21 protein-coding genes and 1 pseudogene are annotated in these 19,680 nt (G+C 71.4%); 8 read left to right on the top strand and 14 right to left on the bottom strand.

Going from position 1 to position 19,680, the window contains the following annotated elements; translation table 11 throughout:
• Positions 1-178 precede the first annotated feature (178 nt).
• The 3 genes from OP04_RS40800 to OP04_RS40790 are packed head-to-tail and all read right to left on the bottom strand — an operon-like array spanning position 179 to position 2,392.
• On the bottom strand, positions 179-427 hold the full coding sequence (locus OP04_RS40800; protein WP_033345358.1) for a MoaD/ThiS family protein: 249 nt from the start codon (positions 425-427) through the stop codon (positions 179-181).
• A 2-nt stretch (positions 428-429) separates the two neighbouring features.
• Complete coding sequence (gene moaA / locus OP04_RS40795) at positions 430-1,467, bottom strand: GTP 3',8-cyclase MoaA (protein WP_033345357.1); 1,038 nt, start codon at positions 1,465-1,467, stop codon at positions 430-432.
• Positions 1,468-1,492: 25 nt separating this feature from the next.
• Positions 1,493-2,392 (bottom strand): fructosamine kinase family protein, encoded by a 900-nt coding sequence (locus OP04_RS40790; protein WP_033345356.1) that lies wholly within the window; start codon positions 2,390-2,392, stop codon positions 1,493-1,495.
• Positions 2,393-2,437: 45 nt separating this feature from the next.
• On the opposite strand from OP04_RS40790, the gene OP04_RS40785 reads away from it, so the two are divergent.
• Positions 2,438-2,947, top strand: coding sequence for a GNAT family N-acetyltransferase (locus tag OP04_RS40785; RefSeq protein WP_033345355.1), 510 nt, complete (start codon positions 2,438-2,440; stop codon positions 2,945-2,947).
• A gap of 99 nt (positions 2,948-3,046) precedes the next feature.
• On the top strand, positions 3,047-4,036 hold the full coding sequence (locus tag OP04_RS40780) for a DUF4192 domain-containing protein (protein ID WP_051799839.1): 990 nt from the start codon (positions 3,047-3,049) through the stop codon (positions 4,034-4,036).
• An 8-nt stretch (positions 4,037-4,044) separates the two neighbouring features.
• Here OP04_RS40780 and OP04_RS40775 read toward each other — a convergent pair whose 3' ends face one another.
• From OP04_RS40775 to mobA, 4 genes are all read right to left on the bottom strand, one after another.
• Positions 4,045-5,880: a beta-propeller domain-containing protein gene (locus OP04_RS40775; RefSeq protein ID WP_033345354.1), complete on the bottom strand. Its 1,836-nt coding sequence runs from the start codon at positions 5,878-5,880 to the stop codon at positions 4,045-4,047.
• A 47-nt stretch (positions 5,881-5,927) separates the two neighbouring features.
• Complete coding sequence (locus OP04_RS40770) at positions 5,928-7,022, bottom strand: T3SS (YopN, CesT) and YbjN peptide-binding chaperone 1 (RefSeq protein ID WP_033345353.1); 1,095 nt, start codon at positions 7,020-7,022, stop codon at positions 5,928-5,930.
• Positions 7,023-7,145: 123 nt separating this feature from the next.
• Positions 7,146-7,391, bottom strand: a complete 246-nt coding sequence (locus tag OP04_RS40765) for a DUF6457 domain-containing protein (protein ID WP_332309707.1) — start codon at positions 7,389-7,391, stop codon at positions 7,146-7,148.
• A gap of 15 nt (positions 7,392-7,406) precedes the next feature.
• Entirely contained in the window at positions 7,407-8,033 is a 627-nt protein-coding gene (gene mobA / locus OP04_RS40760) for a molybdenum cofactor guanylyltransferase (RefSeq protein ID WP_408606847.1), read from the bottom strand.
• A gap of 124 nt (positions 8,034-8,157) precedes the next feature.
• Here mobA and fdhD point away from each other — a divergent pair, with 124 nt between their 5' ends.
• Positions 8,158-9,024, top strand: a complete 867-nt coding sequence (gene fdhD, locus OP04_RS40755) for a formate dehydrogenase accessory sulfurtransferase FdhD (RefSeq protein WP_033345352.1) — start codon at positions 8,158-8,160, stop codon at positions 9,022-9,024.
• 15 nt (positions 9,025-9,039) lie between these two features.
• Here fdhD and OP04_RS40750 read toward each other — a convergent pair whose 3' ends face one another.
• A complete protein-coding gene (locus OP04_RS40750; RefSeq protein ID WP_033345351.1) occupies positions 9,040-9,477 on the bottom strand; it encodes an Lrp/AsnC family transcriptional regulator in 438 nt (145 codons plus the stop codon).
• A gap of 71 nt (positions 9,478-9,548) precedes the next feature.
• Between OP04_RS40750 and ddaH the strand changes: the two genes are divergently transcribed.
• Positions 9,549-10,367 (top strand): dimethylargininase, encoded by an 819-nt coding sequence (gene ddaH / locus OP04_RS40745; RefSeq protein ID WP_408606849.1) that lies wholly within the window; start codon positions 9,549-9,551, stop codon positions 10,365-10,367.
• 184 nt (positions 10,368-10,551) lie between these two features.
• On the opposite strand, the gene OP04_RS40740 is transcribed toward ddaH, so the two are convergent.
• A complete protein-coding gene (locus tag OP04_RS40740) occupies positions 10,552-11,700 on the bottom strand; it encodes an ABC transporter substrate-binding protein (RefSeq protein WP_198154159.1) in 1,149 nt (382 codons plus the stop codon).
• A 223-nt stretch (positions 11,701-11,923) separates the two neighbouring features.
• Between OP04_RS40740 and OP04_RS40735 the strand changes: the two genes are divergently transcribed.
• Positions 11,924-12,478 carry a bacterial proteasome activator family protein gene (locus OP04_RS40735; protein WP_033345348.1) on the top strand — a complete coding sequence of 185 codons (555 nt, stop codon included), beginning with the start codon at positions 11,924-11,926 and terminating at the stop codon, positions 12,476-12,478.
• A gap of 265 nt (positions 12,479-12,743) precedes the next feature.
• Here the strand turns inward: OP04_RS40735 and OP04_RS40730 are convergent, their stop codons facing one another.
• From OP04_RS40730 to OP04_RS40715, 4 genes are all read right to left on the bottom strand, one after another.
• Positions 12,744-13,553 (bottom strand): HAD family hydrolase, encoded by an 810-nt coding sequence (locus OP04_RS40730; protein WP_033345347.1) that lies wholly within the window; start codon positions 13,551-13,553, stop codon positions 12,744-12,746.
• The gene (locus OP04_RS40725) at positions 13,553-14,407 is read right to left on the bottom strand and encodes an HAD family hydrolase (protein WP_051799837.1); all 855 of its coding nucleotides are present in this window, start codon (positions 14,405-14,407) and stop codon (positions 13,553-13,555) included. The genes OP04_RS40730 and OP04_RS40725 overlap by 1 nt, the downstream gene beginning before the upstream one ends.
• A gap of 139 nt (positions 14,408-14,546) precedes the next feature.
• Positions 14,547-15,833 (bottom strand): serine--tRNA ligase, encoded by a 1,287-nt coding sequence (serS, locus tag OP04_RS40720; protein ID WP_033345345.1) that lies wholly within the window; start codon positions 15,831-15,833, stop codon positions 14,547-14,549.
• Positions 15,834-15,894: 61 nt separating this feature from the next.
• Positions 15,895-16,683 (bottom strand): hypothetical protein, encoded by a 789-nt coding sequence (locus OP04_RS40715; protein WP_033345344.1) that lies wholly within the window; start codon positions 16,681-16,683, stop codon positions 15,895-15,897.
• 137 nt (positions 16,684-16,820) lie between these two features.
• Here OP04_RS40715 and OP04_RS40710 point away from each other — a divergent pair, with 137 nt between their 5' ends.
• The 3 genes and pseudogenes from OP04_RS40710 to OP04_RS52505 all read left to right on the top strand — a co-directional run.
• Positions 16,821-17,255: an OsmC family protein gene (locus OP04_RS40710; protein ID WP_033345343.1), complete on the top strand. Its 435-nt coding sequence runs from the start codon at positions 16,821-16,823 to the stop codon at positions 17,253-17,255.
• A gap of 68 nt (positions 17,256-17,323) precedes the next feature.
• On the top strand, positions 17,324-17,671 hold the full coding sequence (locus OP04_RS40705; protein ID WP_198154161.1) for a metallopeptidase family protein: 348 nt from the start codon (positions 17,324-17,326) through the stop codon (positions 17,669-17,671).
• Between the two features lie 50 nt (positions 17,672-17,721).
• Positions 17,722-18,387: pseudogene (locus OP04_RS52505) on the top strand (AIM24 family protein); the annotation flags it as partial.
• Between the two features lie 257 nt (positions 18,388-18,644).
• Here OP04_RS52505 and pheA read toward each other — a convergent pair.
• A complete protein-coding gene (gene pheA / locus OP04_RS40700; RefSeq protein WP_033345342.1) occupies positions 18,645-19,574 on the bottom strand; it encodes a prephenate dehydratase in 930 nt (309 codons plus the stop codon).
• Positions 19,575-19,680: the final 106 nt, after the last annotated feature.

Raw genomic sequence — 19,680 nt, 5'->3', positions numbered from 1 at the left:
ATCCCCGCTGTCGCCGATCCCGGCGAAGACCGCCACGTTGCCCGTCGAAAGAACCCGAAGATCACAATCATCAGAGGATACGGCCGCGGCTTCGAGACGTGCGCCGCATGCCTTCCTCGTTCGTCGTTCCCGGCCCCGCGCCGAGCCGGACATCAGCCTCCGGCGCTGGGCTGCTTTCTTAGCCTCCGGCGAAGGGCGGCAGCACGTCCACCGTCGGGTCGTCGGGGAGGGGGGCGGTGCGGTCGCGCCAGGCGGCGCCGTCGACCAGGTAGCTCGCGCGCGCGAAGACCGAGGCCAGGCCGTCGCCGTGGCGGGTGGTCAGCTCGGTCAGCAGCGCGTCCAGCGTCGTGGCGGCGGAGTCCAGCGTCTCCTCGGACGTGCCGGCGGCGACACGGGCGGCCGCGAAGTACCGCACGGTGATCTTCACGGTCAGCCGCCGATCGCGGACATCGGGCGTACCGGCTGCAGGAACGACGGATCGTCGATGCCGTGACCGGCCCGCTTGCCCCACATCGCCACGCGCCAGCGCCGGGCCAGTTCCTCGTCGTCCGCACCACCGCGCAGCGCGGCCCGCAGATCCGACTCCTCCGTGGCGAACAGGCACGCTCTGACCTGCCCGTCCGCGGTCAGCCGGGTCCGGTCGCAGTCGCCGCAGAACGGCCGCGTCACGGTGCCGATCACGCCGACCCGCGCGGGCCCGCCGCCGACCGCGGTGTGGCCGTCGACCAGCCAGGTCTCGGCCGGCGCGCCACCGCGCGCGACCGGGTCCGGCAGCAGCGTGAACGCGGCCTGCAGATCGCGCAGGATCTCCTCCGCGGTGACCATGGTCGCCCGGTCCCACCCGTGCTGCGCGTCCAGCGGCATCTGCTCGATGAACCGCAGCTGGTAGCCGTGCTCCAGCGCGAACGCGAGCAGCGCCGGCGCCTCGTCGTCATTGACGCCGCGCATCAGCACCGTATTGATCTTCACGGGCGTCAGCCCCGCGTCGGCCGCGGCGCGCAGCCCGGCCAGCACGTCCGGCAGCCGGCGGCGGCGGGTCAGCGTCGCGAACCGGTCCTCGTCCAGCGTGTCCAGCGAGACGTTGACCCGGTCCAGCCCGGCGTCGCGCAGCGCGGCCGCGGTCTTCTCCAGGCCGATGCCGTTCGTGGTCAGGCTCGTCGTCGGCCGCGGTTCCAGCAGCGCGACCTCGGTGACGATCTTGGTGAGGCCGGGCCTGATCAGCGGCTCGCCGCCGGTGAACCGCACCTCGCGCACGCCCAGCCGCTCGACCGCGATCCGGACCAGCCGGATCACCTCGTCGTCGGTGAGCACGTCCGAGTTCGGCAACCAGGGCAGGCCCTCCGCGGGCATGCAGTAGGTGCAGCGGAGATTGCATCGGTCGGTCAGTGACACCCGGAGATCGATCGCCTGGCGCCCGAAGCGGTCGATGAGACCGGGCTCGGCCGGGCGGGGTGCGTCTACGTCCACTCGTCGAACCTAGCGCGCATGACGATCACAGTCGAAGCATCCTTTCGGCGGCGGCCCGCACCGGTTCCCGGTAGGCGTGGCCGAACAGCGCGGTGTGCACCAGCAGCAGGTGCAGTTGGTGCAGCGGCACCCGTGCCTCCCAGCGCTCGTCCAGCGGCCGGCCGAGGGCGGCCGCGCGCTCGGCGTACCCCCTGATCAGATGCTCTTGATCTGGAATGCCCCCGAACAGCCGGAGCGCGGCCAGGTCGGTCTCGCGGTGGCCGCCGTGCGCGGCCGGGTCGATCAGCCGGGCGCGCCCGTCCGCGCCCCACAACACGTTGCCCGGCCAGAGGTCGCCGTGGATGCGGCTCGGCGGTTCGTCGCCGCCGAAGTCCTCGATCCGGCGCAGCACGGCCTCGACCGACGCGCGCGTGTGGTCGTCGAGCGCGCCGTTGTCGACGGAGAGCCGCAGGTAGGGCCGGAGACGGCGTTCGGCGAACCACGGCCCCCACGGGCCCGGTGCGGGCGAGTTGTCCTGCGGGAGCGATCCGATGAGCGCATCCGTGTGCCCCGGCAGCAGGCCGAAGGCGTCCGCGCCGGCCAGGTGGGTGGTGGCCAGCTCCTCGCCGAGTCGCCGGGCCGCGGCCGGCGTGGGCGTGCCCGGCTCGATCCACTCCAGTGCCAGCAGGTCCGGAAGAACCACGACGATCTCCGGCACGGGTACGCCTCCGGCCTCGCCCAGCCAGCGCAGGCCCGCGGCCTCGACCTCGAAGTTCTCCGGCGTACCGGCGGGCATGCTCTTGGCGAAGATCGACTCGCCGTCGTCCAGCGTCAGCCGGGACGCCTGCGCGATGCTCCCGCCACCCACCGGCGTCTGCCGGATCCGCTGGTGGGTGAGAAATGTCGAAAGGTGCTGCGGGTGCGCACGAAGATAGGCCAGGTCCACGCGCTGATCCCCTCAAACTGGGTGCCGGTCAGTCATTATGTCCGCATGGGTGCCGTAACCGTCCGTCCTTACCGCCCGGCGGACCACAGCGCGGGCCGGCAGCTCTGGGGCGAGCTGATCGAACGGCACCGCGAGCTCTACGACGATCCCGGCTACGGCGGGGCGGACCCTACCGCCGCGTTCGAGGAATATCTGACGCGGCTGGACCTGTCCGGCGTCTGGGTCGCGGAGCATCCGGAGCACGGAGTGATCGGCCTGGTCGGGCTGATCGTCGACGGCCGGCGCGGCGCGGTCGAGCCGGTCGTGGTCGCGGACGGTCACCGGGGCGAGGGCGTGGGCAGGGCGCTGCTCGGCTTCCTGGCGGACGAGGCCCGCCGACGTCACCTGACCGCGCTGACCATCTCGCCGGAGTCGCGCAACATCGAGGCGATCACCTGCCTGCACGCGGCCGGTTACACGGTGCTCTCCTCGGTCGAGCTGACGCTGGATCTCGGCCCCGACCCCGCGTCCCGGAGCGAGCGCCTCCAACTCCACGAGCTCGAATTCCACGTCTGACCTGGGTCTTCATGTAGAAACGGACATTTGGGGCTGTGGATAACCCGGTGTCGTCCACGGAGATCCCCCGCCGCCCGGCCGCCTCGCCACGCTGGCCGCATGAGCCTCTCCGACCTACGGGTCACCTCTCCCGCGCACCTCATCGCCGTCGTGCCGTACCTGCTCGGTTTCCATCCACGCGACAGCCTCGTGGTGGTGGGCAGACACGACAACGCACTGGTGTTCGCCGCACGGCAGGATCTGCCGCCGCCCGACCTGTCGTTCCCCGAGATCGACGAATACGCACGGCAGATCGCGACCGTGGTGGCGCGGCAGACCGTCGACTCGGTGGTCCTGATCGGCTACACCGGGGCCCACCTCAGCGGCGCCGCGCTGGTCGCCGCCGTCAACGACGCGCTGCTCGACCTGCGCATCCCGGTCCGCGAGCAGCTGCGCGTCGCGGACGGCCGCTTCTGGTGCTACCTGTGCACGGACGAGAACTGCTGCCCGTCCGCCGGGCGTGCCTACACGGACGCGGCCGACGAGATCCGCGCCGCCGCCGGCTTCGAGGTGCACACCGACCGCGCCGCGATGGTCGCCTCGCTCGCCCCGGTCACCGGCGCCGCCCGCGACGCGATGCTGGCCGCCACCGTCGAGGCCGACCGCCGGCTGGACGTGTTGTGTGCCGGCCTCGACCCCGGGCCGGGCGTGCTGCTCGGCGCGCTCCGGCGGATCGGCTCCCGCGCGGTCGGCGACGCCATGTCCCGGCACCACGACGGCGGCACGCTGGACGACGACGAGATGGCCTGGCTGACCGTGCTGCTGACCCAGGACCCGGTCAGCGAATACGCGCTGAATCATGCCCAGGGCGCGGGGTGGGAGGTGGCGCTCTGGTCCGATGTGGTCCGTCGCGCCCGGCCGGAGCTGGCCGCCGTCCCCGCGGTGCTGCTCGCGTTCACCGCGTGGCGCCTCGGCCAGGGCGCGCTCGCGTCCGTCGCGGTCGACCGCGCGCTCTCCCTCGACCCGCACCTCGTCATCGCGCGCCTGCTCGACGACGTGCTCGCGGACGGCATCCCGCCGTCCGCGCTGGACGCGCCGAGGGCCGCATGAGGTCCCGGTCAGACCGGCAGCCACGCCTGGTGCTCGAGCGTGGCGAGCGACACCGCCTGCAGCCCGCCGGGCCCGGCCGTCCAGAGTGTGCCGCCGACGACCAGCGCGCGCGTGATCGGGCCGCCGTCCGGGTGGACGATCCGGCCCGCCTCGGCCAGCGTGTCCCCGGCGAGCCGCAGGACCAGGGCGGAGGGCGCCGCGCCGGTGTGATCCGCGACCGGCACCACCAGATGCCCGGTCGCCGGCCAGAACAGGAACGCGTGCGGGTCGAATTCGGCGGCCGAGCTCGTGGCCGGGAGATGGTGCTGCGCCAGTCGCGCGGGCGACTGCGGGTCCGCCACGTCGAAGAGCGAGACCTGCATCCCGGTGACGCGGCCCGCCTCGGTGGCGTCCTGGCCCACACCGATCAGCCGGCCGGGCGCGGCCGGGTGCAGATAGGCGGAGTAACCGGGGATCTTCAGCTCGCCGGTGACCCGCGGCCGGGCCGGGTCGCTCAGATCGACCGCGTAGAGCGGATCCGTCCGGCGGAACGTGACGACATATCCGCGATCCCCCAGGAACCGCACCGAGTGGATGGTCTCACCGCGCCCCAGATCGCCGACCGAGCCGGTGACGGTGAGCGCGGCGCCCTGCCGGGTCAGCGTGGTGACGACGGAGCTCGCGTTCCCGCCGATCGTGGTCGCGGCGCGCAGGACACCGTCCCACTCCGACAGGGCGAACTGGTTGATCAGATACCCCGGGACCACGCCGGAGGCGGCATACCGCGGCGCGGACGCACCCCCGGTGTCGAACCGGTAGATCTCGGTGTTCTCCCTGCCCCGGTCCGCGACGTAGAGGCTCTCCCCCGTGCCGTAAACGGTGTCGCCCTCCGCGACCACGCCCACCGGAGCGCCGTCCGTGAGCGCGGGCGCGGCGAGGTCGAAACTGAGCATGGTCAGCGTGCGCACGCCGTCGTAGGACGCGGGCCGGGTCACCCGGTCGCACGGGACCGTGCCGATGACGACCGTGCCGTCCGGTCCGGTGACCTCGAATCGGGGCAGCCAGACGTCGTCCGTGGCGTCCCGCACGATCCGGCGGTTCCCCTCCAGGTCCGGCCGCTCCAGGGGGAAGTCGATGCGGGGCGACGAGCGCAGCACCACCCGGGCCGTGCCGCCGTTCTGCCGCGCGTCGACCAGCGATCCGTCCGCGGTGTACCGGCCGATCTGACGTGGCGGGCCGGAGAGGTCGATCAGGCGCAGCTCCAGCCGGGATCGCACCGTCGAGGGAAATCCGCGTCCGTCCTCGGCGAACCCGTTCGGCACGAAGCGTGGCGTGGCGCCGTCGGCCAGCACGAGCGCGCGATCGCCGGAGAGCAGCAGGTCGGCCGTGCCGTGGAGGCCGGTGAGCGCCAGCTCGCCGGTCTGGGTGCGGGAGGCCGCGTCGATCACGCGGAGCACCGGGGCGCCGCCGAGCGCGGAGATCGTGACGATGCGCCGGCCGTCCGTCTTGACCTGGTCGGGCTCGTCGACACCGCGCTCGTGCGTGTTGGTCCCGGAGAAGCCCGCGGCACCGGCGTCACCCGGCACGTTCGCGGACATGTCCCGCGCGACCTCGGCACCGCCGCCCAGCGAGGTCAGGATCCGCGGATCGCCCTCCAGGCCGAACTGTCCGACCTTCGCCAGCGCCGCGCGCCGCAACTCGGCGTAGAGACCGGAGCACGAGTCGTATGACACCAGCCGCAGACCACCCATCGGCGTCTCCGGTGGACTCTCGCGGACATCGCGGGCGCCGCCCGAGGACGACGCGCACACCGCCACCACGAGCAGCAGCGCGAGAACGGCCGGGCTCCGCCGGGACACAGTCATGCCCGGTTGGACGGTGGAGCGCGCCCGGCCGTTCCGTGCGACCTACCTCAGAGGTACATGCCCGTGCGGTGGTCCTCCGCGGGCTCCTTCGCGACCGGCTTGTCGCCCTCGCCGAAGAAGCGCTTCCCGCCGAATTCGCCGTGCAGCCGGTCGTCCAGCTCGTCCGCGAGGCCGGTCATCACCTGCACCGCAAGCATCAGGTGGGTCGCCTGAAAGTTCCGGCCGAAGACCGGGATCGACGCCCACACCGTGTCGTTCGCGCAGTAGAGGCGGCCGATCGGCATGCGGTTGGTCAGCTCGGAGAGCTTGCCGTACAGCTGCTCGGTCGGCTCGACCTCGGTCAGGATCGGCGAGAACACGTCCACCAGCGGCGGGTTGTCCCGCACCCGGACGAAGACCATCGCCGAGCCGGCCCGGATGCCGATGTCACCGTCCGCGTCCACCTGCAGCTGCTCGACGCTGATCTTGGTCATCGAGCTGACCACCATCTTGACCTGCTCGTCCAGCTCGAAGCCGGCCAGCGGACCGCCGTCCTTGCCGGAGATCAGCGCCTCCTCCAGCGCCAGCTCGGCCTGCTCGATGTCGCCGATCGACGGCTCGTGCCGGGCCGTGCCCAGCAGCGGCGTCTCGATCGGCTCGTCCTCGCTGTCGTGCACCAGGTAGACCACGAACGCCGGGTGCGGCGCGCCGTAGATGTCGCGCAGCGTGCGCGCCACCGTGCTCGCCAGCCGCGCCGTGCCGCCCGCATTCGTCCGCAGGCCGAACTGGCCGCCGGAGCCCTCCACCACGCCGGGCGGGGACCATCCGAGCGCCACCAGGTCGGCCACCGCGGCCCGGTCCATCCGATATCCCTCGGGCAGCTGCGTGTTGCTGACCGCGTAGGCGAAGATGTGGCCGTCCTCCTTGACCGAGATGGTCACGGAGTAGACCGCGTCACCGATGCCGGAGGCGGTCGGGTCCAGCGTCAACTCGATGTAGGCGCCCTCGGGCAGCGTGGGGAGCACGTCGGCGAGCGCGCGGGCGAACTCGTTCCACGCGTCCGTGACCTTGCTGCGCAGGTCAGCCGTGGAGGGCTCGTCGAGCAGGATGTGCTCGGTCGTCTGGTCGGCCTGCTTGGCCGGTTGATCGTTCGCCGCTGCCATGTTCTCCGCCTCCGTCCTTCGGGTTCACCCTACCGAGGGCGCGTCGCCGTGAGGGACCGCGTGCGCCTTTTGTTACTGCGGTGGATCACGCGCTGCCCGGCCTCGGGACGGGGACGGGCGGGCTCAGGACGGGGCCGGCCAGGTGAGCGCCAGCTCGGACAGGCGGGCGGCCGCGTCGGTCGGGTCCGCGCCACGGCCCACCGCGAGCCCCAGCAGGAACGCGGTCACCGGCGCACCCGGGCGCACCACGTTGTGCGCCACGTCCTTGGCCAGATCGAGCACCAGCGCGGTCGGCACGTCGGCGGGCTCCAGGCCCAGCTCCACGGCCGCGGCCACCACCCACTCGTCCAGCCCGTCCGGTCCCGCCACAGCAACCTCCACAGTTCAGGATTTCCGGGAAACCCAGGTCTCGGCCTGCCGCAGATCCTCCTCCGTGTCGCAGTCGAACCACGGCGGCGCTCCGGACCCGGTCCACGTCCTCTCCAATACCCGCAATCGGGCGAACAACGCGCGCATGGACGCGCCGGCCAGATCACCGCGCTCGGCCGCCAGCCCGGCCAGCGCCCCGGCCAGCGCGGGCACCCGCCAGACGCCGCACAGCATCTGCCGCCGGCCGTCCGCGTCCACGAAGCAGGCGCCGTCCACATCGGACGTGACGTTCGTCGCGGCGAGGAGATCCGCGATCGCGGCCGCGCTGATCAACGGCAGATCGCCGGCCAGCAGCGCCACCAGCTCCACGCCGGGCGCGGTCCGGGTCAGCGTGGCCAGTCCCGCGCCCACGCCCGCGACCGGGCCTCCGCCGGGCGGCGACTCGACGGTCCGCAGCACGCCCTCGGGCAGCGGGATCGCGTCCGGCCCGACGACCACGCGCGGCGACCGCCCGGCGGTCGCGTCCAGCACCCGGTCCAGCATGGTCCGGCCGCCCACCGCGAGCCCGGGTTTCACGACGCCGCCGAGCCTGCTCCCGCGTCCCCCGGCCAGGACCACCACCCCGCACGCTCGTTCATCCACGCCGTCGAACCTAGTCCGGGGCCTCCGGCGGTGTCGTGTGACGCGGGGCGGGGCTCGGGCGGTGTGGCGAGATACGAGCCTCGGGCAGTGCCGCGAGCGGGAGCGCGGGGATACGGTAAGGAGCGTGGGCAGAGCAACGGATCGGCGCACCGTGGTGCGGATCGACGTGGACGGCGACGGATCGGTGCGGCAGCGGCCGGACACGTTGAGTGCGGAGGAGCCGTTCGAGATCCGGGTCGGGCCGCCCGGCCCCGGCAAGCGGGCGCCGCTGGCCGTGACCATGCGCACCCCGGGAGACGACCTGGATCTGGCGCTCGGCTTCCTGTTCACCGAGGGCGTGATCAGGTCGGCGGACGACGTGCTGACCGCGCAGCTCTGCGCGGGAACGGACACGCCGAACACGTACAACGTGGTCGACGTGGTCCTCGGGCCGGACGTGCCGGCGCCCGTCACCGACCCCAGCCGGAACTTCTACACCACGTCCTCGTGCGGCGTCTGCGGCAAGGCCAGCATCGACGCGATCCGCACCCGTTCGATCTTCCCGGTCGCCGACGACCGGACACCCGTCTCGCCGCGCGTGCTGGCCTCGCTGCCGGACCGGCTTCGCGAGCGCCAGCGTGCGTTCGAGCGCACCGGCGGTCTGCACGCGGCCGGCCTCTTCGACGCGAACGGCGAGTTGCTGGTCATCCGCGAGGACGTGGGCCGGCACAACGCGGTCGACAAGGTGATCGGCTGGGCCGTGCGCGCCGGCCGGCTGCCGCTCACCGGCCACGTGCTGATGGTCTCCGGCCGGGCCAGCTTCGAGCTGACCCAGAAGGCGTGGATGGCCGGGATCCCGCTGCTCGCCGCCGTCTCCGCGCCCAGCACGCTCGCGGTCGACCTGGCCGAGGAGGCGGGCATGACGCTGGTCGGCTTCCTGCGCGGCACCAGCATGAACGTCTACGCCGGCGCCGACCGCATCACCCACCCGTCCCCGGTCCCGGCGGCCTGAACCGCACCGGCCCGGTCAGATGCTGGAGACCAGGCGGGACAGCACGATCATGCTGCGGGTCGAGGTGACGAAGGACTCGGCGCGGAGGCGTTCGAGGGCCTGTTCGAGGTGGGCCATGTCGGCGGCCCGGAGGTGCACGATCGCGTCCGCCTCGCCGGAGACGGTGTAGGCGGCCAGCACCTCGGGGTGGCGGCGGGCCGCGACCGTGATCTGCGCGGGCGTGGTGCGGCCGGTGCAGAAGAGCTCGACGAACGCCTCCGTGTGCCAGCCGACCGCGGCCGGGTCGACGACCGTGGTGAATCCCTTGATCACGCCGGCGGCGCGCAGCCGATCGACGCGGCGTTTGACCGCGGGAGCGGAGAGCGAGACCCGGGTGCCGATCTCGGAGTAGGACGAGCGGGCGTCCGCGACCAGTGACGCAATGATCTGTTGATCTACGGCGTCTATCTGCAACGAACCGCTCCTTCCAAGCATGACTTCGGGCTGTCTCCCGCGCCTGAGCGTACCTACTGTCTAGAGGCATGATGGTCGGGGAACGTAAGCCCATTTGCCGGACATATCTCATGTGTCCGCCGCGGTTCTTCCGGGTTGAGTACGTGATCAATCCCTGGATGGACACCACCGTGCCGGTCGACGCGGATCTCGCGGTCAAGCAGTGGGAACGGCTCCGCGAGACTCTGGTCGAGCTCGGCCACACCGTGCACGTCCTCGACCCCGACCCGGCGCTGCCGGACATGGTCTTCGCGGCGAACGGCGCGTTCACGGTCGACGGCGTCGCCTACGGCGCGCGCTTCCGGCACCCGCAGCGGTCCGCCGAGGCCGTGGCGCACCGCGCGTTCTACGCCGGGCACGGCTGGTCGCACACGGAGCCGGTCGAGATCAACGAGGGCGAGGGAGACTTCGCCTACCTGCCCGGCAAGGGCCTGGTCCTGGCCGGTTACGGCTTCCGGACCGCACCGCCGGCCCACGCCGAGGCCGCGGAGACGCTGTCCCGCCCGGTCGTCTCGCTGCGCCTGACCGACCCGCGCTTCTACCACCTGGACACCGCGCTGGCCGCGATCGACGATCACACGATCGCCTACTACCCGGCCGCGTTCTCCGAGCCCTCCCAGCGCGTGCTGCGCCAGCTCTTCCCGGACGCGGTGCTCGCCGACGAGACGGACGCGCTGGACTTCGGCCTGAATCTGGTCAGCGACGGCCGCCACGTGGTCCTCAACAGCGACGCCACCGGCCTGGCCGCCAAGCTGTCCGCCGCCGGCTTCACCCCGGTCCCGGTCGAGCTCTCCGAGCTGAAGAAGGGCGGCGGCAGCGTCAAGTGCTGCGTGGCGGAGCTGAGGAGCTGACCGCGGTCCGGTCGGCCGCCGGCGCCCTTGGACGTTTTTCCGGACCCCCGCCACGTACCTGACCGCGTCGTGAGCGCAGACGACCGAGGAGAGCCGGTGCGAGGCCAGGCGAAGAGCATGCCTGGCCTCGCACCGGATCCCCGCAGGCCGTGGCGGCGAGCCCGGAGGAGCGAAGCGACGACCATCAGCCCAGCGTGGAGAGCTCCGAGATCAGCACGTTGGCCAGGACGGAGCCGTCGCGGCGGACCTCGCGCAGGTACCACTTCTGCTGGGGCGCCCGCGGCTGGTTGAACTGCCACGACCCGCGCGGGCTGTCGATCGCGCCGACCCGCCCGATCGCCAGGTTGATGTCCTGCGCGCTCGGCGCCTCGCCGGTGATGCCCACGGCCCGGTCCAGCACCTGCCCGGCGTCGAACGCGGCCACCGCCGCCGCGGTCGGCACCGCGGAGAACCGCCGCCGGTACGTGTCCGCGAACCGCCGGTTGAACGTGTTGTCCAGGTCCGCCGCGTAGTTGTGCGCCGTGAAGATGCCCTCGGCCAGCGTGTCCATCTGCGCCAGGTTCGTACCCTCGGTGAAGAGGCCCGGCGCGTAGATCGGCTGGTCCAGGCCGGACGCGCGCAGCTGCTTGACGAGCGTGACCGCGGCCGGCCCGATCGCGTGGCAGAACAGCACGTCCGGGTTCAGCTGGTCGATCGCGGTGATTGCTTCGAGCAGGTCGCCGGCCGCGGGGTTGTACGCGTCCGGCATCCAGATCGGCCCGTCGGAGATCTGCGCCGCCGAGTTGCCGAACGCGTTGCGGAAGCCCTCGACCGCGTCCCGCCCGGACGCCGCCGGCGCGATCATCGCGATCTTGCGGGCGCTCACCGTGGCCTTCATATAGATTCCGAGCGCTTCGCCCGGTTCGTCGTCTACGTACGAGGTCGACCACGTATATACGGCGCTGTTAACGCTGGCCGGCCCACCACCGGTCCCGAGCAACGGCACCTTCGCATTTTCGATCTTGGCGCTGACCGCTTTCAGCAGCATGGAATTGCTGACTCCGACGACCGCGGAGACGCCGCTATTGACCAGCTTGTCCGCGGCTTCCTCGGCGGTCTTGGTGCTGTCGCCCTCGTCCGCCGTGACCAGCTCGACCGCATGTCCGCCGAGCAGGGAGGAGTTGAAGTCCAGGTAAAGCTGCAGGCCGTTGATGATCTCGTCGCCGGCCGGTTTGCGGTCCCCGCTCAGCGGCGCCAGCACGCCGATCTTGAGTACCTTGTCGGTGATCTTGCCGGTCGCGTCGGTCTCGGCGTCATTGCCGCAACCGGCGAGCACGCCGGACATTCCTGCCATTCCGATCCCTGCGCCGAGTCCACTGAAAAGGCGCAGTGCCCGTCGACGGTCCATGTGCGACACGCGTTCGCTCCCACCTGAAACAGTTTCCGATCTCCGGGTCCATCGCTGTCTACCTCAGCGAGGGGCCTTCGTCAATGCCCTGATGAAGTGGCATTGCGGCATATCGATATCGCAGAACGGCGCGTGGCAACCGCCCCGCCGGGTGAGCGAAGATGGGGTCATGAGCGAGGCATCCGGTAGCACCGAAGAGAAGGACGGCACCGTGCTCGTGGTCGGCCCGGACGGCCGCCCGCTGGGCACCGTCGCGGCCGGCGACGCCGACGGCGCGGAGGACCCGTCCCGCCTGATCGAGCAGCCGGCGAAGGTCATGCGCATCGGCAGCATGATCAAACAGCTGCTGGAGGAGGTGAGGGCCGCGCCGCTCGACGAGGCGAGCCGCGGGCGGCTGCGCGAGATCCACCAGCGCTCGATCGCGGAGCTCGAGGACGGCCTTGCCCCGGAGCTGCGCGAGGAGCTGGAGCGGCTGTCGCTGCCGTTCGAGGGCGAGACGCCGCCGAGCGAGTCCGAGCTGCGCATCGCCCAGGCCCAGCTGGTCGGCTGGCTGGAGGGGCTGTTCCACGGCATCCAGGCCGCGCTGGTCGCCCAGCAGATGGCGGCCCGTCTGCAGCTGGAGCAGATGCGCGGCGGCCGTCCCGCGCTGACCGCGGGCCCGGGTGGCCTGGTGCCCGGCATGACGCCGAGTGCCGACGCCGGTCAGACCGGACAGTATCTGTAGAGGCGAGCGGGCCTGGAGTTTCGCCGGCGCACCAGGGCGCTGCCGACCGCGGCTACCAGGCCACTATTTCCCGAAATTTCGGGAAATAGTGTGCCCCATCGATCGCGGAAGGGCTGACCTCGACGCCGAACGCCCAGTAAATCCCGAAATTTCGGGTGCGAAGCGCCGGCGCCACAGGAGCGGGGTCAGGTGCCGTGCGACCTCCCACAACAAAAAGGAACCGGGCCGGACGGCCGCCGGTCCAGGCGGCGCCGCGCCGGTTGTGTCAGAAGCCGAAGACCTTCTCGAGGTACGCCGCGACGCCGTCCTCGTCATTGGACAGGGTGGTGTCGGCGGCGATCTCGAGGACGGCCGGATGCGCGTTCGCCATCGCGACCGGCCGGCCCGCCCAGGTGAGCATCGGCAGGTCGTTGGGCATGTCGCCGAACGCGAGCACGTCCGCCGCCACCACGCCGTGCTGCCGGCAGAACCACTCCAGCCCGGCCGCCTTGGTCACGCCGACCGCGGAGATCTCCACCAGCCCGGAGTAGGACGAGTGGGTGGCCTCGGCCAGCCCGCGCAGCGCGCCGTTGACCAGCGCGGCGAACTCGTCCGCGTCCCGGCTGCCGGACCGGGCCAGCATCTTCACCGCGGGCGCGGCCGTGATCTCCTCCGGCGAGCCGACCACGCGGATCGTGGGCATGCCGGTGTCGTACCGCACCGGCCACTCCGCCTCGTGGCGCATGTGCCGGCTGTCCTCGATCTCCACCGCGAGCACCACGCCCGGGATCTCGGCGCGCAGCTTCTCCGCGATCCGGGACAGCACGTCCGGCGCCATCGGCGCGGTGTGCACCGGCGTGTCCGTGTCCGGGTCGTAGATCACCGCGCCGTTCGCGCAGACCGCCGGGATCGGCGCGCTGAGCTGCTCGTACACCTGGTTCAGCCAGCGGATCGGGCGGCCGGTCACCAGCACGACCGGCACCCCGGACCCGGTCACCCGCTCCAGCGTGGCGATCGTCCGGGGGCTGATCGTGCGGTCGCCCCGCACCAGCGTGCCATCGATGTCCGTGGCGACCAGGCGCGGGAGCGTGTTCATCAGTGCGAGAGTAGCCGATCGAGGTAGACCGCCACCCCGTCATCGTCGTTACGCAGCGTGATCTCGTCGGCGGCCGCGCGGACGCTCGGGTGGGCGTTCGTCACCGCGACCCGTCCCCACCCGGCCCAGCGGAACATCGGCAGGTCGTTGGGCATGTCGCCGAAGACCAGCACGTCCGCCGGGTCGACGCCGAGGTGCGCCGCGACCACGGCCAGGCCGCTCGCCTTGTCCACACCGGGCGGCGCGATCTCGACGTACCCGAGGCCGGCCTGGGTGACGGACGCCAGCGACGCCGGGATCACTCGCTGTGCACGGGCCAGCAACTCGTCCACGTCCAGGTGCGGTGCGCGGGCGAACGCCTTGATCACGTCGCGGTCCAGGCACTCGGGGCGGGTGCGCTGCTCTATCCGGTCGTACTTCCAGTGCGGGTCGAGATCGCCCCACAGCGGCGCGTCGTGCGCGTCCGAGGCCTCGACCATCACCAGCAGCGCGCCCTCCGCGGCCTGCTCCAGCAGCGTGAGCGCGGTGGTCAGGTCCGCGGAGGAGAGACGGGCGTCGCGCAGCACCACGGGCTCGCGCACGTCGCGCTGGTCCACCACGCGGCCGCCGCCGGCCATCACCAGGAAGTCGGCGTCGCGGATGTCGTTGCGGGTCAGCTCCGTCAGCCGCGGGCCGCGACCGGTGGCGCCGACGACGGGTATGCCCGCGGCACGCACCCGGTCCAGCACGGAGTGCGTGAAGTCGGAGACGGTTTCGTCGCTGCGGACCAGTGTGCCGTCCAGGTCGGTGGCGATCAGTTTGGGCAGACCCGTCCGGATGCCCACCCTGGAGATGACTGCAGGCTGACCCGCCATGGCTCCTCCTCGACCCTGCCCCGCACCGGGAGCGGCGGATCCGCACCCGGCGGCGGGGGAGAGCAACCATAGCTCACTGATTGCTACGCCACCACGACTTCTCTGTGACGTAGCAATCAACAGCGACGGTACGAGAGGATCACCGCTTGGCGACCGGCTCCAGCACCTCACGGCCGCCGAGGAACGGCTGGAGCATCTTCGGCACGCGCACGGAACCGTCCGCCTGCTGGTGGTTCTCCAGGATGGCGACGATCCAGCGGGTGGTGGCAAGCGTGCCGTTCAGCGTGGCCGCGGGCTGGGTCTTGCCGTCCGCGTCCCGGTACCGCACGTTGAGCCGCCGGGCCTGGAACGTGGTGCAGTTCGACGTCGAGGTCAGCTCGCGGTACGCGTTCTGCGTCGGCACCCACGCCTCGCAGTCGAACTTGCGGGCCGCGCTGGTGCCGAGGTCGCCGGCCGCGGTGTCGATCACCCGGTACGGCAGCTCGCACTTGGCCAGCATCTGCTCCTCCCAGGCCAGCAGGCGCTGGTGCTCGTCGTGCGCCTCCTCCGGCCGGCAGTAGGAGAACATCTCGACCTTGTCGAACTGGTGCACGCGGACGATGCCGCGAGTGTCCTTGCCGTAGGAGCCGGCCTCGCGCCGGAAACACGTCGACCAGCCCGCATAGCGCTTCGGGCCGTCAAGATCCAAGATCTCGTTCATGTGGTACGCCGCGAGCGGCACCTCCGACGTGCCGACCAGATAGAGATCGTCCGCCTCCAGGCGGTAGATCTCGCTGGCGTGCGCGCCGAGGAACCCGGTGCCCTCCATCGACTCCGGCTTGACCAGCACCGGCGTGATCATCGGCGTGAAGCCGTACTCCACCGACTGCGCGATCGCCATCTGCAGCAGCGCGAGCTCCAGCAGCGCGCCGACGCCGGTCATGTAGTAGAACCGGCTGCCCGAGACCTTCGCCCCGCGCTCCATGTCGATCGCGCCGAGCGACTCGCCCAGCTCCAGGTGGTCCTTGAGCGGGAAGCCCGGGTCGCGGTCCACGCCGAGACGCCCGTCCGGCGCCACCTCGCGCAGCACCACGTAGTCGTTCTCGCCGCCGGCGGGCGCGCCGTCCTCGACCAGGTTCGGAATCGCGTACTGCGCGCGCTTCAGCTCGGCCTCGGCCTCGCCGACCGCGGCCTCCGCGGCCTTGACCTCGGCGGACAGCTCCTTGGTGCGGGCCAGCAGCGCGGTCTTCTCGTCGCCGGTCGCCTTCGGGACCTGCTTGCCGAGCGTCTTCTGCTCCGCGCGCAACGCCTCGAAGCGCTGCACCGCTGACCGCCGGGACTCGTCCGCCGAGAGCAGGTCGTCGACGACGGATTCCGACTCACCCCGCAGGCGCTGGCTCGCTCGGAGCGCGTCCGGGTTGTCACGAAGCAGGCGCAGATCAATCACAGCTGTTGAGCCTACCGGCCCGCTCCCGCGCGCTCACTTCGATATAGCCCCGGGCGCCGGGTCAGCGCCAGGGCTCGCGTCGTTCGTCGTTGAAGCGGAACGGCTCGACCGGCTCCACGCTCAGGTCCAGCGGCGCGGCCGGACGCTCGTCCGCGTGCCGGGGGACCACGGGCTGCCGCCACTCGTCCGAGTCCGGATCGACCTCCGGACCGGCCGCGAGCACCGGGGGCAGCTCGCGCGGGTGCGGGACCAGGAAGACCGCGAGCGCGAGCAGCACGGTGCCGCCGACGCCGTACCACGCGCCGGGCTGTGTCGAGATCTCCATCGTGGTGCCGCCGGTGGAGTAGATCAGCCCGCCGACGCGCACGGTCTCCGAGTCGCCGGCCATCAGCACCGCGGCCGCGCAGGCCAGCGCCGCACCGGCCATGCTGAGGCCCAGCACCCGGGCCTGGGACCGGCCGGACGCGCGGCCGAAGAGCGCGAGCGCGGCACACCCGGCCAGCGCGATCACGGCACCGAGGTAGCCGAACGCGATCGCGCCGAACTGGTCGAGCTGCACCAGGATCGGCTCGAAGTCCTCGATGTCGAACTCGGGACTGTCCGCGGGCAGGTCGTAACGCTGCCACTCGGTGATCAGGGAGGCGAAGACGCCGGCCGCGCCGAGCGCCGCGAGCGCGCGCAGGCCGAACGTGTCGAGGCGCAGCCGGGCACGCCAGCGGGAAGCGCGCGCAGACCTCGTACCCCCGGCGGGTTGTGGTGTCGGTGTTGCATCGCCGCCGGAGATCAGCAGGTCGGGGACCGAGTGGCCGTTGATGGGGGCTGTCGGCTCGTGGGGCGTCTGCTCTTGCATGGGTGCGCCTCCCCTCCGAAGGATTCTGTCACGCCGGACTGGGATTTCCGCCTCCCACTGGACATGACGTCACAGTCCCGAGAGCGGTTGCGGGTTCCCCGGGTCTTTCGGCATCGGATTGGTCTAGCGTCGGTGGCATGCCAATTCGCTCCGGCTCTGCCCGCTGGCAGGGAAATCTCGCCGATGGTTCCGGGACGATCCGCACCGGCAAGGGCGGCGTCCAGGGCAACTACTCGTTCAAATCCAGATTCGAAGAGGGAGAGGGTACGAACCCGGAGGAGCTGATCGGCGCCGCGCACGCCGGCTGCTACTCGATGGCTTTCTCCAACGAACTCGCGAAGGCCGGCTTTACGCCGACGTCGGTGGAGACGACCGCCAAGGTCCACATGGGTACCACGGACGCGGGCCCGACGGTCACGAAGATCGACCTGGAGACCGTCGGCGACGTGCCCGGCATCGACGAGTCCCTGTTCCAGAAGATCGCCGAGGACGCGAAGGCGAACTGCCCGATCTCCCGCCTGCTCGCGCCCGGCGTCGACGAGATCACGCTCACCGCGACGCTGCACGCCTGATTCACGCGGCACCCGCCACCGGACCGACGGAAACGTCGGCCCGGTGGTGTCATGATTGCCGCGTGCCCGTGGAGATGGACCGCGACCGGTTCGAGGAGCTCGTCGGCGAGGCGCTCGACGAGGTGCCGGAGGAGCTGCTCCGGCTGATGGACAACGTCGTCATCCTGGTGGAGGACGACTCCCCGCCCGGCGAGCCGGAGCTGCTCGGCCTCTACGAGGGGCACGCGCTGACCGAGCGCGGCTGGGACTACGCGGGCGTGCTGCCCGATCGGATCACCATCTACCGCCACCCCATCCTGCGCATCTGCGACAGCGAGGACGATGTGGTGGACGAGGTCGCGGTGACCGTGGTCCACGAGATCGCCCACCACTTCGGCATCGACGACGCGCGTCTGCACGCGCTCGGCTGGGGTTGAAGACGCGTCCTAGGCTCAATATCGACATAGTCGTCCCGCTGGAGGAACCAATGCGCAGTGCCCTCTTCTCGGCTGAGAACCTGGAGAACAACGAGTCTCAGCAGCCCGGCATGCGTCTGCAGAACTCGAAAATGCTGAAGTACCAGCTCAACGGCGAGATGATGGCCCGGACCGGCACGATGGTGGCGTACCAGGGCCAGATGCAGTTCCAGGCGCTCGGTTCCGGCGGCCTCGGCAAGTTCATCAAGAAGCAGCTCACCGGCGAGGGTGTGCCGTTGATGAAGGTCTCCGGTCACGGCGACCTGTTCCTCGCGGACCGCGCGTCGGACATCCACCTGATCGACCTGGAGCCCGGCGACGCGCTGTCGATCAACGGCGCGAACGTGCTCGCCTTCGACCCGACGCTGAACTACGACATCAAGATGGTCCAGGGCATGGGCATGCTCTCCTCCGCGGGCCTCTTCAACTGCGTCTTCACCGGGTACGGCCGGCTCGCCATCACGTCGAACGGCTCCCCGGTCGTGCTCAGCATCGACGCGCCCACGTTCGTCGACCCGCAGTCCGCCATCTGCTGGTCGGCGAACCTGCAGACCGGTTACCACCGTGCCGACCAGCTCGGCATCGGCACGCTGCTCGGCCGCTCCACCGGCGAGGCGTTCACCATGAGCTTCGCCGGCCAGGGCTTCGTCGTGGTCCAGCCATCCGAGGAGCCGCCGGGCGGCGTGGTCGTCACGACTGGGTTTCTGGTCGTCGCTCCGCTCCTCCGAGCCCGCCACCTCTGGTCGCCTGCGTCTCACGACGTGGCCGGGTCAGCGGCGGCTCGGGGGAAACTGCAGACGAAAAGCGTGGTCGTCACGACTGGGTTTCTGGTCGTCGCTCCGCTCCTCCGAGCCCGCCACCTCTGGTCGCCTGCGTCTCACGACGTGGTCGAGTCAGCGGCGGCTCGGGGGAACCGCGGACGAAAGCGTGGTCGTCACGCGCCGCGGCGGAGGCCCTCTACCCAGGTGGCCGCGGCCGCGAAGTCGTCGTCGGACAGGCCCGCGGGTGCGGGAACCGGGTGGTCCAGCTCCGGGGTCCAGCGGTGGCGGGGGTAGGAGCCGAGGAAGCGCACGTCCGCGCAGACCCGGCGCAGGCCCTGCAACGCCTCACCGAACCGGACCTCGGCGACGTGGCCGGCGCAGTCGAGGAAGAAGACGTACCGCCCGAGCTGCTCACCGGTCGGCCGAGACTCGATGCGGGTCAGGTTGATGCCGCGCACGGACAGCTCGGTCAGCACGGTCAGCAGCGCGCCCACCTGGTCGTGCCGGATGATCAGCGCAAGCGACGTGAGATCGTCCCCGGTCGGCGCCGCCGGTGCGGCCGGGCGCGTGACCAGCGCGAACCGGGTCACGGCATGCGAGTGGTCGGCGATCTTGTCGGCCAGCACGGCCAGCTCGTAGCGGGTGGCGCCCAGCGGCGCGCAGATCGCGGCGTCGAACTCGCCCTCCGCGGCCGCGATCGCCGCCGCCGAGTTGGACAGCACGTCCGTGACCTCGGCCTGCGGCAGGTGCGCGCGCAGCCAGTTGCGGCACTGGGTGGACGCCTGCGGGTGCGCCGCCACGGTACGGATGTCGGCCAGCCTCGTCCCGGCGCGCGCGCCCAGTACGAACTCGACCGGGATCACCACCTCGCGCGTGATCATCAGGGGCGCGCCCGCGATCAGCTCGTCCAGCGTGATCGGGACCGCGCCGCCGATCGAATTCTCCAGCGGGACCAGCGCGGCGTCCGCGTCACCGGCGCGGACCGCGTCCAGCGCCTCCGGCACGCTGCGCGCGGGCACCCGGTCACCCGCGACCGCCTCCTCCACCGTGAGCAGCGCCTGCTCGGTGAACGTGGCCTCGGGACCCAGATAGACGAAGCGCATGCGCAAACTCTAGTAGCCCGCCCTCTGGTGATCGGGGCGTCCCTCATGTCGTTAGAGCAACATGGGGGACGCCCCGATCATGGTCCGGGGGCGGTCAGATCTCCAG

This window comes from Catenuloplanes japonicus, assembly GCF_000717135.1.
Taxonomy (GTDB): domain Bacteria; phylum Actinomycetota; class Actinomycetes; order Mycobacteriales; family Micromonosporaceae; genus Catenuloplanes; species Catenuloplanes japonicus.
Note: the sequence above shows the minus strand (reverse complement) of the source record. Positions and strands in the feature narration are given on the sequence as shown.